Origin of the sequence: Intestinirhabdus alba, assembly GCF_009711095.1 — a bacterium.
GTDB lineage: Bacteria > Pseudomonadota > Gammaproteobacteria > Enterobacterales > Enterobacteriaceae > Intestinirhabdus > Intestinirhabdus alba.
The window spans coordinates 1-13,304 of record NZ_WMJZ01000031.1 but is presented as its reverse complement, the minus strand read 5'-3'; the positions used below and the strand labels follow the sequence as shown (position 1 = coordinate 13,304).

Below are 13,304 nucleotides of genomic sequence, written 5' to 3'. Positions count from 1 at the left end.
GAGAGTGCGTAATCGCTCTTGTCAGCGGCGGCATGGTTTGCCGAAAACAGTAACTGAAGATGATGACTGACATGGGTAAAACGAACGACTGGATGGATTTCCATCAGCTGGCGGAAGATGAAGTGCGCGACGCGCTAAAACCGCCATCTATGTATAAAGTGATATTAGTCAATGATGATTACACTCCGATGGAGTTTGTTATTGACGTGTTACAGAAATTCTTTTCTTATGATATTGAACGTGCAACGCAGCTGATGCTTGCGGTTCACTACCAGGGGAGAGCAATCTGCGGCGTTTATACCGCCGAGGTTGCGGAAACCCGGGTAGCGATGGTGAACAAGTACGCAAGGGAAAACGAGCATCCGCTGCTGTGTACGCTGGAAAAAGCCTGAATACAGGCATAAAAATTGGGGGAGGTGCCAATGCTCAATCAAGAACTGGAACTCAGTTTAAATATGGCTTTCGCCAGAGCGCGCGAGCACCGTCATGAGTTTATGACCGTCGAGCATTTGTTACTGGCGCTGCTCAGTAACCCGTCGGCCCGCGAAGCGCTGGAAGCGTGTTCGGTGGATCTGGCTGCGCTCCGGCAGGAACTCGAAGCCTTCATTGAACAAACCACGCCCGTTCTGCCTGAAAGCGTTGAAGAACGCGACACGCAGCCGACGCTGAGCTTTCAGCGCGTGCTGCAGCGCGCCGTCTTTCACGTTCAGTCATCCGGGCGCAGCGAAGTCACCGGCGCTAACGTGCTGGTTGCTATCTTCAGCGAACAGGAATCTCAGGCGGCCTGGCTGCTGCGTAAGCATGAGGTCAGCCGCCTTGACGTGGTGAATTTTATCTCTCACGGCACGCGCAAAGATGAGCCGGGCCAGCCTTCTGACTCGGCGCAGCAGCCGGGTAGCGAAGAGCAGGCCGGCGGGGAGGAGCGCATGGAGAACTTCACCACCAATCTCAACCAGCTTGCTCGCGTGGGCGGTATCGATCCGCTCATCGGTCGTGAAAAAGAGCTGGAGCGCGCCATTCAGGTGCTCTGCCGTCGGCGGAAGAATAACCCGCTGCTGGTGGGGGAATCCGGCGTCGGTAAAACCGCTATCGCCGAGGGGCTGGCCTGGCGCATCGTCCAGGGCGACGTGCCGGATATTATGGCGGACTGCACGCTTTACGCGCTGGATATCGGTTCGCTTCTGGCGGGCACCAAGTATCGCGGCGATTTTGAGAAACGTTTCAAAGCGCTGCTGAAGCAGCTGGAGCAGGACAGCAACAGCATTCTGTTTATTGACGAGATCCACACCATCATCGGTGCGGGGGCGGCATCAGGCGGGCAGGTGGACGCGGCGAATCTGATTAAACCGCTGCTCTCCAGCGGCAAAATTCGCGTCATGGGCTCCACCACCTGGCAGGAATTCAACGGCGTGTTTGAGAAAGATCGCGCCCTGGCGCGTCGTTTCCAGAAGATTGATATTACCGAGCCGTCGGTGGAGGAAACCGTGCAGATCATCAATGGCCTGAAGCCGAAGTATGAAGCGCACCACGACGTGCGCTACACCGCGAAAGCGGTGCGTGCGGCGGTAGAGCTGGCGGTAAAATATATCAACGACCGACATTTGCCGGACAAGGCGATTGACGTGATTGACGAAGCCGGCGCGCGGGCGCGCCTGATGCCGGTCAGCAAGCGTAAGAAAACGGTCAACGTGGCGGATATCGAGTCGGTGGTGGCGCGAATTGCGCGCATTCCTGAGAAGAGCGTTTCCCGGAGCGACCGCGATACGCTGCGCAGCCTCAACGATCGCCTGAAAATGCTGGTCTTCGGCCAGGATAAGGCCATTGAGGCCCTGACCGAGGCTATTAAGATGAGTCGGGCGGGCCTCGGCCATGAGCACAAGCCGGTTGGCTCTTTCCTGTTTGCCGGTCCGACCGGCGTCGGGAAAACCGAGGTAACGGTGCAGCTTTCGAAAGCGCTGGGCATTGAGCTGCTGCGCTTCGATATGTCCGAATATATGGAACGCCATACCGTAAGCCGCCTGATCGGTGCGCCTCCGGGTTATGTCGGCTTCGATCAGGGCGGGCTGCTGACGGACGCGGTGATCAAACATCCCCACGCGGTGTTGCTGCTTGATGAGATCGAAAAGGCGCATCCGGACGTCTTTAACCTGCTGCTGCAGGTAATGGATAACGGCACCCTGACCGATAACAACGGGCGTAAAGCGGATTTCCGCAACGTGGTGCTGGTGATGACCACCAATGCCGGGGTGCGTGAAACCGAGCGTAAATCCATTGGCCTTATCCATCAGGACAACAGCACCGACGCGCTCGGTGAGATCAAAAAGATCTTTACGCCGGAGTTTCGCAACCGTCTCGACAACATTATCTGGTTCGAGCATCTCTCTACCGAGGTGATCCATCAGGTTGTCGATAAGTTTATCGTTGAGCTGCAGGTTCAGCTGGATCAGAAAGGCGTTTCCCTGGAAGTCAGCCAGGAAGCGCGCAACTGGCTGGCGGAGAAGGGCTACGATCGGGCGATGGGCGCGCGGCCTATGGCGCGGGTGATTCAGGATAATCTGAAGAAGCCGCTGGCGAACGAGCTGCTGTTTGGAACGCTGGTGGACGGCGGGCAGGTCACCGTTGCGCTGGATAAAGAGAAAAACGCTCTGACCTACGGTTTCCAGAGCGCACAGAAGCACAAGCCAGAAACAGCGCATTAATGCTGTTTTAAACGATAAACCGGGTTCCGTTCACGTACCCGGTTTTTTATATCCGCCAACGACGGGTTTCATTGCTTAAGCTGCAGCCGCAATGGAGCGTCTTTCTTCTGACCCTTTTTTCAATATAAATTATAAGTTATTGATTTTAAGATTTATTATTTATGCAGCAAAGAATAGGGTTAAAATCATTTAATTTTATTTATATGTTATATAACAATATGATAGCGTTTGTTGCTATCAGTTCACTGCCGTACAGGCAGCTTAGAAAGGAACGAGCATGCCGGAGAGCAGCTTTATTTCGTTCACTGCCGTACAGGCAGCTTAGAAAAGATTTCACGCTCTGCTGCACGTCGTGATTGGGTTCACTGCCGTACAGGCAGCTTAGAAAGCAACAGCATTTTGTATATCGCGCGCGGCTCTGTTCACTGCCGTACAGGCAGCTTAGAAATGTTAGCCGTTGAGGGATTGGACAAATCCGGCGTTCACTGCCGTACAGGCAGCTTAGAAAGTGCGTAAAGTCAGCGTTCTGCCAGAGTCAGTGTTCACTGCCGTACAGGCAGCTTAGAAATACGCCTGGGACGAGGGCATTGCACCATGAACGTTCACTGCCGTACAGGCAGCTTAGAAATTAATCGGGCAGCCTGTGGTGGCGCAGTGTTTGTTCACTGCCGTACAGGCAGCTTAGAAATTACTCCGAACCTGAAGGAGCTGGGTATATCCGTTCACTGCCGTACAGGCAGCTTAGAAATTACGGGCGTCTGTTTGTCAGGACTGTTTTTTGTTCACTGCCGTACAGGCAGCTTAGAAAACACATAACCAGCCCGCCGCCTTTCTGTAATCGGTTCACTGCCGTACAGGCAGCTTAGAAAGCCCAGACCAGCGCACCGGGCGCACATGGCGCGTTCACTGCCGTACAATCAGCGTATAAAAAAGCTCCTGTTATACAGTTAATAAAGCAATAACGAATAGATTGATTCTAATCAATTCTGTTTACTTCTACCTGACGGTAGCATAGTTCATTATGTTAAGCCTCTTTTATGGGGAAATGCGCGTCTATGCCCGAAAAATTTATCTCGCCAACCGATCTGAAAACGATATTGCATTCTAAACGTGCCAATATTTATTATCTTGAGAAATGTCGTGTGCAGGTAAACGGCGGGCGGGTGGAATATATTACCCAGGCGGGTAATGAATCGTATTACTGGAATATTCCTGTCGCTAATACTACGGCAGTGATGTTGGGAATGGGTACTTCGGTATCGCAGGCAGCCATGCGTGAATTTGCCAGAGCGGGCGTAATGGTTGGTTTTTGCGGCACGGACGGTACTCCGCTTTACTCTGCCAATGAAGTGGATATTGAAGTTTCATGGCTATCGCCGCAAAGCGAATATCGCCCGACAGAATATTTACAGTGCTGGGTTTCTTTCTGGTTTAATGAAGAAAAAAGACTCGCAGCAGCAAAGCGATTTCAGGAAATACGGCTGCAGCAGATTGAAAAATATTGGTTTTCTTCTCCGCGTAATTTATTTAAACCTGATATAAAACGGCTGGGTGATATAATCAATCGTGCACGTGAATCCCTGTCTAAAGCAGAAAATCATACCTCATTACTATTGCAGGAAGCGCTACTTACCAAATCATTATATAAGCTGGTGAGCCAGACCGTCGGCTATGGAGAATTTACGCGCGCAAAACGGGGTGGCGGAATCGATCTGGCAAACCGGTTTCTTGACCAGGGGAATTATCTGGCTTATGGTCTGGCTGCCGTCGCCGCATGGGTAACGGGCATACCGCATGCGCTTGCCGTTATGCATGGAAAAACGCGGCGTGGCGGGCTGGTTTTCGATCTGGCAGATTTAATTAAAGATGCCATAGTCATGCCGCTGGCCTTTCTTGCCGCTATGGAGGGGGAGGACGCACAAGGTTTCCGCCAGCGCTGTATTAGTCAGTTTCAGCAGTCTGAGGCGCTGGATTTGATGATTATTACCCTGCAGGAAACCGCTCGCAGTCTCGCCGGAAACCAGCTATGAACGTACTGATTATTTCCCGCTGCAGCAAGCACGCCCGTGAGGAAAGCTGTCGTATTCTCGACCAGTTTGCCGAGCGTACCGGCGATGCTGCCTGGCAGACCATCATTACTTTTGAAGGCGCAAATACGTTACGTCGGCTGTTGCGGAAAAGTGCAAGGCGTAATACTGCGGTTGCCTGCCACTGGCTTAAGAAAAACGGTCAGTCGGAGCTGCTGTGGATCGTCGGCAATCCGCGACGCTTTAACGCCCAGGGGCGCGTGCCAACCCATCGTACCTCCACCCTTGCCACAGTAGATAAAGAGGAATACCGCTGGCAAAGCGCGGAGAGTATTGCCTTGCTGGCAGCCATTGCCGGGCTGTTTCACGATTTTGGTAAGGCAGGGCGCTGTTTTCAGGAGAGTCTGACCGGTAAAAATAGCAGAAGCTTTCAGCCTTATCGGCATGAGTGGATTTCCGTACGGCTGTTTCAGGCGTTCGTTGGAGAACAGGATGACGCTCGGTGGCTGGAAAAGCTGGAATCGCTGACAAGCGAAGATGAGACTGCGCTTCTTGCTCGTTTGCAAAAGGATAATCCGCACTATAGTGATAGCCCCTTTACCACGCTTCCTCCGCTTGCCAGGGTTGTCGCCTGGCTGGTGCTGTCTCACCATCGACTGCCGGAAAATTTGCGCAGCCAGAGTAAGGAGTCGTCTGAGCACTGCGCGCGATGGCTGGAAACGCAGCTCAATGTCGAGTGGAATGCGTTAAATCATGATGATACGGAAAAAGCCTTTCGCTGGACGGAGGCCGATTTTCATCATGTCTGGACCTTTCCGTCAGGAACGCCGTTGCAGAGCCGCGTCTGGCGTGAAAAGGCCCGACAGATAGCCAGGCGGGCGAGAAATACGCCGGCGCTAAGGCAATGGGGAAGCATGGAGCAGCCGTTTATCCTGCATATGGCGCGTTTTTGTCTTATGCTGGCCGATCGCTTCTGTTCATCAGGCGATCCGCAGCCGCACTGGCAGGACCCGCTGTATCCTGTCTGGGCCAACAGCGATCGAAGCAGCGGCGCGTTGAAGCTGCGGGTTGATGAGCATCTGACCGGCGTGGCACATCACGCTTTACTTGTGGGACGCCAGCTGATGCGCGCCCGCGCGTCGCTGCCCGCCATTGCTCGCCATAAGGGGTTTCGTCAACGGGCGATAGATCCGCTTTTCCAGTGGCAAAATAAGGCCTGGGATGTTGCCGTCGCGCTGCGTGAACGCAGCCGGGAACAAGGATTCTTTGGCGTAAATATGGCCTCCACCGGCTGTGGTAAAACGTTTGCTAATGCCCGAATTATGTACGCCTTAGCGGACGAGCAGAAAGGCTGCCGCTTCACCATTGCGCTGGGTTTGCGTACGCTGACGCTGCAAACCGGCGACGCGCTGCGGCGGCGTCTGCATCTGGATGAAGACGATCTGGCGGTATTAGTGGGTTCGCCAGCGGTGAAGCAACTCTGGCAGCAGGTGGAAAAAGAGAAAAAACAAGCGGAATCCGATCGGGGCAGCGCGTCGGTGGAATCACCGCTGGATGAGCAGCAATACGTGCATTACGACGGCAGCGTGCAGGCGGGGGCGCTGGAAAAGTGGCTACAGAGCGATACCCGGCTGTCCGCGCTGGTCAGCGCTCCGGTGCTGGTAGCCACTATTGATCATCTGATCCCGGCTACGGAGGGGGTGCGTGGAGGAAAGCAGCTACCTGCCATGCTACGTCTGTTGAGCAGCGATCTGATCCTGGATGAACCAGATGATTTTGATATTGCCGATCTGTATGCGGTCTGTCGACTAATGAACTGGGCAGGAATGCTGGGAACGCGGGTGCTGTTATCTTCCGCTACGCTGCCGCCGGAGTTGGTTCAGGCGTTGTTCGCCGCATACCTCGCGGGGCGCAAAGTATGGCAGAAGTCATGCGGGGAAAGCGACAGGCCGGTTAATATCTGCTGTGCGTGGTTTGACGAACAGCGAGCACATGCGGAACAGCTGCCCGACGGACGTAAATTTAGCGAAGCACATCGTGCTTTTGTCGAACGACGTGCGCTGATGCTGGCGGAAAAGCCGGGGCTACATTCTGGTCGCATTGCGTCGGTTCGCCCCGTTTCTGCCTCTTTTGCTGATGTGATTGCGGCTGTGGCACAGACCGTACACCAGCAAATCCTTGAACTACATCGGGTGCACAAAGAAACCCGCACCGATGGAAAAGCGATCTCCCTGGGGCTGGTACGCTTTGCCAATATTGACCCGCTGGCGGCGGTAGCAAAAGCGCTGCTGGCCACCCCCTCGCCGCAGGATGTGTGTATTCACTATTGCGTTTACCACGCCCGTCATCCTCTGGCGGTACGTTCGGCGATGGAAGCGAGTCTCGATGCCGCCTTTATCCGTCACGATGCTGCCACCCTGTGGCAGCATCCGACAATAGCGCATGTTCTTCGGCAGCGCCCGGAAACGCAGCATATTTTTGTGGTGCTCGGTACTTCCGTAATGGAGGTGGGCCGGGACTGGGACGCCAGCTGGGGCATTATTGAGCCCAGCTCCATGCGCTCAATTATTCAGTTTGCAGGGCGAATACAGCGCCATCGGCGCATCGTACCGGATGCGGAAAACGTGGTGCTCCTCAGCCGTAATATCAGGGCGCTCAGAAACCTGACGCCCGCATTCTGTCGACCAGGTTTTGAAGATAAGGCCTGTCCGCTGGACAGTCACGATCTCTATACACTTTTGCCGCCGCAGGATTACCAGACCATTAACGCTCTGCCGCGTATCCTACCGGCAAACGGCGATAACAAACTGGCAGAGCTGGAGCACCGACGCTTAAGAGAAACGCTTATGAACAGCCGGGGCAAGCGAATTGTGGCCGCAGAGTGGTGGCGCAATCCCCTTTCATGGAACGCCTGGATGCAGCGCAGAACGCCGTTTCGCCAGTCGCAGCCGGAGGCGACGTTTTTTCTGTACCTGGAAGATGAACTGAGCGAGCCGTACTTCGTCTTTCGCACCGAAGGCGGTGAGATGAAGTCCGCCGAAGGGTTTGTTTCGGCTGAGGTTGAGTGCGCCGAAGGGGTTGCCAACTGGGGAAGCGTGGATTATGGCGAGGTGCTGCTGGAGCTGGCCGACAGGCTTAATATCGAAATCGGACTCGCCAGTGAGACTTTTGGTGAGATAACCGTGCCGGTTAATAAGCAAGAAAGCGCCATTAGCGACTGGTGCTATCACCCGTGGCTGGGTGTTTATCGGGATAAATTTTAATGATGTCAGGAAAAATTATGTCAACAGAAGCTCTGACCCGTTTTATCATCGGGTATATCGCTTCGCGAAAGCAGCCCAAACTGGATGCCTTTGACAAAGAGGCGGCAAGGCGCCTGGCGCGGGGGGAAGATCCCGCCGTCGTGGCCCAGGAGCGCCAGGATCTTGAGGCACGCTATCAGCCGCAGAGTTGGCTGACGGAGGCGGCAAGGCGGGCGGGGCAAATCAGCCTGGTGACCCATGCGGCGAAGTTTACCCACGGGGATTCAAAAAGCAGCAGCATCTATCGTGAAACTCCGGATGAAGAGGGCTATTTAAGCACCGCATCGCTTGCTGATATCACGTCGGACGCTGTAGGTAACGCCGCAGCCCTTGACGTGGCGAAGCTGCTGCAAACTAACGTGGATGGCGATTCGCTGCTGGCCTGTCTGAAGCGGGGCGATTATCGGCCGCTTAATACTCTTGCTGAAAATGAAGCGCAGCTCAGGCAATGGGTCACTGGATTTCAACAGGCGCTCGCCCCCGCTCAGCCCGCTTCGCATAAACTTGCCAAACAGATCTATTTTCCCGTAGAGGAGGGCTATCACCTTCTGTGCCCGCTGTTTGCCACCTCGCTGGCGCAGAGGATGCATGAAAAACTGATTGCCGCGCGTTTTGGCGAGCAGGCAAAAGCGGTGCGCGAGGCGCACCGGGCCAGCAGATGGCATCCGTCTCCCGACGTGCGCTATCCACATCTGGCCGAAATGCATTTTGGCGGCACCAAGCCGCAAAATATCTCTGCACTGAACAGCACGCGCGGCGGGCGTGTCTGGCTGCTGCCGTCGCGGCCCCCTGTCTGGACGAAGTCGCAAAAGCCGCCCCAAAATATGCGTAGCCTCTTTAGTCTCAGCGGATCTTTTAATCGGGAAGCTTCAGATACCGTCCGGCGCATAGTCCTCCTGCTGCAAGAGAATGCGGCAAAAAATAGCCGTCATATCCGCCGTGCGCGAGGAAACGCTGTCGATGAGCTTATCGATCTTCTGTTTATGCATGCGGCGGTGTTTCAGCAGGAAAGCTGGCAGGGATGGACGTTAAATAGTCCGGAGCTTCCTCGTCATCAGCAGCTCTGGCTCGATCCCTGGCACAGCAAAGTGGATGCGGCCTTTCGGCTTGAGCGCGAAAAAGAGGGCTGGAAATCCGCCGTTGCGGATGATTTTTCCCGCTGGCTGAATCAGCGCCTGAAGCACGTACGCCTGGACGTCGGGATAACCGAGCGTCGGGAGTGGCGAACCCAGCGGCTGTTTGACCAGCGGATGCGTGAGATGGAAGCCATTGTACAGGAGGCGCTAAAGTGAGCTATCTGGTTTTGTTGCCCCACATACGCATTGAAAATGCCAATGCTGTTGCCGGGCTGACGTGGGGGTTTCCGGCAATCACTCATTTCCTGGGCTATGTCCATGCGCTTTCCCGTAAGATTGGCCCGGAGCACGGCGTCTCGTTCTCCGGCTGTGCGATTATCAGCCACGAGCAGTATGTCCAGGCACATACATCGGGCCGCGACTGGCTGTTTGCTCTCACCCGTAACCCGCTGACGAAAGAAGGAAAAACTGCGCCGTTCAATGAAGAAGCGCGAATGCATCTTACTGTCTCCCTGCTGGTTGAATGCCAGGGCGAGATTGCAAATGGCGAATATGGGAAGAAGGTGCTGTGTTCATGGCTTAAGCAGCATTGCCAGGGGCAGAAGCTGGCGGGAGGGAACGTCGTTAGTATGCGCGATCCACATATATATGAGGCCTCTGACAATCAAAAACAGCTGCGGCAGATCCTCTGGTGCCTGATGCCAGGCTTTGCCCTGTACGATCGTAGTGAATGGCTGCTGGAGCACCATCGTACGTTACAACATCAGGATCGCAATAAAACGCTGCTTGATGCCTGGCTGGACTTTGCGGCGCTTCGGTATCAGGCCAATCTCCCGGAGGAGGGGGATAAGGCAGTGTGGGAATATCAACCTAAACCGATGCCGGGCTATCTGGTGCCGCTGATGTGCGGCTATCAGCGTATTTCACCGCTTTATCCTGCCGGTGAAGTGGCTAATGCACGAGACACCACTATCCCTTTTGCCTTCACTGAAGCCGTTTACGGCGTCGGTGAATGGCGCGGCGTGCATCGTATTACCGATCTACAACCGCTTCTCTGGCGCTACCGTACCACGGAAACAGGCTACTACTGCTCGGCGCTGTCGGTTTCCGATGATTTGACGCTAAATGATGACGACGATTTTGAATAAGGACTGATTATGGCAAAGGCCCCCGTAACTGTAAAAACTGCTTCTGTACTGGCATTTGAGCGTAAGCTCGCCGTTTCCGATGCCATGATGTATTCCGGAAACTGGTTGGGAGATCAATGGCAGGCGATAGCAATTCAGGAGAAGGCCGTTCGTGGAACCATCTCCAACCGTTTGAAAAACGCCATTACCGGCGATCCGGCCAAACTGGACGCTGAAATCCAGAAGGCGAACCTACAGCGCGTGGACACCGCAGCGCTGCCGGCAGGTGCCGACACGCTGAAGGTGGCGTTTACGCTGCGCGTGCTGGGTAATTTATCGACTCCATCGGTCTGTAATGATATGGCCTATCAGGAGGCGCTGCGCCAGGTTATCGAAGGATATATTAGTGAGCAGGGTTTTGGTGAGCTTGCCCGTCGCTATGCCTTTAATTTGGCAAATGGACGCTTTCTGTGGCGCAATCGCATTGGCGCTGAGCAAATCCAGGTTAGCGTGCGTGCCGGAGAGGATGAGTGGACGTTCAGCAGCTACGACTATTCGTTACGTGAGTTCGGACAGTCGGACACTGAGCTTGCCGCCTTGTCCGCCGTTATCGAAAAAGGTCTGCAGGGTGAGGGGTGGGTTATGTTGAACGTTGAAGCACAGGTCCGTCTGGGTGCCGGCCAGGAGGTATTCCCATCGCAGGAACTGGTACTGGACAGCAACAGCAGCAAGAGTCGCGTTTTATACCAGGTAGCAGGCGTTGCCGGAATGCATTCGCAGAAGATCGGTAATGCGCTGCGCACCATTGATACCTGGCATCCGAGAGCGGAAGAAATGGGAGCCATTGCGGTTGAGCCATACGGCTCGGTAACCAGTCGCGGCGTGGCCTGCCGGCAGCCAAAAGATAAAATGGACTTCTATACGCTGCTGGATAGTTGGGTAACGAAGGGTGTAAAACCGGAGGTAGCACAGCAACACTATGTCATGGCCGTGCTGATTCGCGGCGGTGTATTCGGTGAGAAAGGCGAATAAGGAGCGACGATGGATCACTATCTTGAGATCCGGGTTGTTGCGGACCCTGAATTTTCTGCAGAGATGCTGATGGCGGCGCTGTTTGCAAAGCTGCATCGCGCCCTGGCGACGCGGGGTAAAGGCGATATCGGCGTCAGTTTTCCGCAGATGGCTAAAACGCCGGGAGCGATTTTGCGGCTTCACGGCTCCCAAACGGCGTTACAGGCGCTTGAGGCGCTATCGTGGCGCAAGGGGCTGAATGACTACTGCCAGTGTTCAGGTGTAGCTCTCGTTCCACAAATTATCGGCTGGCGAACGGTTAGCCGGGTTCAGGTAAAAAGCTGTCCGCAGCGGCTAATTCGCCGCTCGGTTAACAAGGGGTGGTTGACCCAGGAGCAGGCCCGACAGCGTCTGTTGACGATCAAAGAACGGCGCACCGGGCTACCCTATATTAACGTTAAGAGCCTGTCGAGCGGTCAGCAGTTCCGGCTGTTTATTCTTCACGGTCAGTTGCGTACAGAGCCAGTGAGCGGTTTGTTCAACTTTTATGGGCTGAGTACGACAGCGACAATTCCGTGGTTCTGAGGCCGTGGCGCTGTGCTATTTATCGTGAACGTGGACGCTATTTCGCACGAAGACTCGAAGTAAGATAGCTAAATGGCTCTACACCGCCAGGAGATATTTAACATAGCCTGTGGGAAAGGGCTACAGGCTGTGTTAAAGCATGGGCCGGCGGGCGACCGTGAAAGGCACTCAGCGGTGGCTTTTACCTTATTTGCTCCGATACACTGCAATCGCTGCTGTGCGGGATTGATTTAAATAACCATCTTAAGACCTACATTGAAAGAGCGATGAGCAGGCCGGCATTTCTCCGGGCCAGGCAACGAAACGATCGGTAACGGGAAGGGGAGCGGCAACCTCGTGGCCTGGGGAGTCGTATCCTGAATGCGTAGTCGGTGCCTGTTCAGCTTCTGCGTCGGGCAGGCGCTTTCTTCTGAAGAGGATAAACGGGCTCTGCGACGCTGCTGATCAAAAAGCCGTCGGGCCGACCGGGCTGCCACTATTCAAGGCGGATATTTTATGGCAGGGGAGGACGTTACTGCCGATCCTTTTCAGGGCATTACGTCGTCCCGCGGTTTATTATTTTCAGGTGCTAAGTTTAACATCCTGTTTTTATTCTTTATCAACCACATCGTTAATAATCCACGGTGTCTTGTGATTATCCTTAATTCTGAGCAGGTAATCGTCAACCAACGCTTTTGTCCGTTGATTAAAACTGTAAAAAGACGGAAGGACAGAGAGAGTAGTTGAATTAAAATCAATTTCTTGCGGTAGCTGCATGGGAATGAAGTGAAGATGACGTCCGGTTAAGGTTTTGATATAAAGTTTTTTGCCTATGACAGGATTGATACCGTGAAAATTAAAACCCAACTCAAACGTGTTTTCTAAAGGAAAATGCAAGGCATACCATTGATACTTATGGTGCTCTTTAATTAAATGTTCTGCTAAATTGAAGGAAGGAGTGTTCTTTAGCTGCGTGACAAGGCTGTTGATGTACCTTGTCATTAAATAATTTTTAATTATAACTGATAAAAACAATACTACGAATAACATTGTGAAGGTTAGCACTATGACTAATACCCACCAGATTCCTGTAGACAATGATGAAAAGGAAGACACTATAATACAACTGGTTATGACACAGGCAATCAGAGCAAAACTATATCCTCTATGTTCGTCTTTTATAAGTTTGATGCCGAAATAAACCAGGGCAGAGCCCCCCAGGCAATAAAAAATAATAACGATCTTTCCATTTATCATAATCCAAAAAATTATTGTCTGAGTGCACGTCGAGATAAACTGACGTGATGCTACCATAAAAAAGCGTAAGCGCCATTAGCAATTATCATGAAATAAGAGCCTGGCCCATTAGGCGCAATTTTAACTCAACTATGGCGGTGAGAGGGGGATTGACTCGCTTCGCTCGCCGTTACCCGGCCCATCCCTGGGCCTCGCCCCTTCGGGGCCAGCGCAGGCGCTGTTCAAAATTGCTCCCGGCAAT

Annotated in this window: 9 protein-coding genes and 1 CRISPR repeat array; of the genes, 8 read left to right on the top strand and 1 reads right to left on the bottom strand. The window is 53.7% G+C overall.

Annotation, left to right across the window (positions count from 1 at the left end):
• The first annotated feature begins 71 nt into the window (after positions 1–71).
• The 8 genes from clpS (at position 72) to cas6f (ending at position 11,827) form a co-directional block, all read left to right on the top strand.
• Positions 72–392 carry an ATP-dependent Clp protease adapter ClpS gene (gene clpS, locus GJV78_RS18340; protein ID WP_155109666.1) on the top strand — a complete coding sequence of 107 codons (321 nt, stop codon included), beginning with the start codon at positions 72–74 and terminating at the stop codon, positions 390–392.
• Between the two features lie 30 nt (positions 393–422).
• A complete protein-coding gene (clpA, locus tag GJV78_RS18335; RefSeq protein ID WP_155109665.1) occupies positions 423–2,699 on the top strand; it encodes an ATP-dependent Clp protease ATP-binding subunit ClpA in 2,277 nt (758 codons plus the stop codon).
• Positions 2,700–2,939: 240 nt separating this feature from the next.
• Positions 2,940–3,628: direct repeats of the CRISPR family, unit length 28 nt; unit sequence GTTCACTGCCGTACAGGCAGCTTAGAAA.
• Between the two features lie 126 nt (positions 3,629–3,754).
• On the top strand, positions 3,755–4,729 hold the full coding sequence (gene cas1f, locus GJV78_RS18330; protein ID WP_155109664.1) for a type I-F CRISPR-associated endonuclease Cas1f: 975 nt from the start codon (positions 3,755–3,757) through the stop codon (positions 4,727–4,729).
• Positions 4,726–7,989, top strand: a complete 3,264-nt coding sequence (gene cas3f, locus GJV78_RS18325) for a type I-F CRISPR-associated helicase Cas3f (protein ID WP_155109663.1) — start codon at positions 4,726–4,728, stop codon at positions 7,987–7,989. The genes cas1f and cas3f overlap by 4 nt, the downstream gene beginning before the upstream one ends.
• Positions 7,990–8,006: 17 nt before the next feature.
• Positions 8,007–9,320 (top strand): type I-F CRISPR-associated protein Csy1, encoded by a 1,314-nt coding sequence (gene csy1 / locus GJV78_RS18320; RefSeq protein WP_155109662.1) that lies wholly within the window; start codon positions 8,007–8,009, stop codon positions 9,318–9,320.
• The gene (gene csy2, locus GJV78_RS18315) at positions 9,317–10,252 is read left to right on the top strand and encodes a type I-F CRISPR-associated protein Csy2 (protein WP_167519637.1); all 936 of its coding nucleotides are present in this window, start codon (positions 9,317–9,319) and stop codon (positions 10,250–10,252) included. The genes csy1 and csy2 overlap by 4 nt, the downstream gene beginning before the upstream one ends.
• 9 nt (positions 10,253–10,261) lie before the next feature.
• Positions 10,262–11,263 (top strand): type I-F CRISPR-associated protein Csy3, encoded by a 1,002-nt coding sequence (gene csy3 / locus GJV78_RS18310; protein WP_155109661.1) that lies wholly within the window; start codon positions 10,262–10,264, stop codon positions 11,261–11,263.
• A 9-nt stretch (positions 11,264–11,272) separates the two neighbouring features.
• Positions 11,273–11,827 (top strand): type I-F CRISPR-associated endoribonuclease Cas6/Csy4, encoded by a 555-nt coding sequence (gene cas6f, locus GJV78_RS18305; protein WP_155109660.1) that lies wholly within the window; start codon positions 11,273–11,275, stop codon positions 11,825–11,827.
• A 588-nt stretch (positions 11,828–12,415) separates the two neighbouring features.
• Here the strand turns inward: cas6f and GJV78_RS18300 are convergent.
• On the bottom strand, positions 12,416–13,063 hold the full coding sequence (locus GJV78_RS18300) for a hypothetical protein (RefSeq protein ID WP_155109659.1): 648 nt from the start codon (positions 13,061–13,063) through the stop codon (positions 12,416–12,418).
• Between the last annotated feature and the right edge of the window lie 241 nt (positions 13,064–13,304).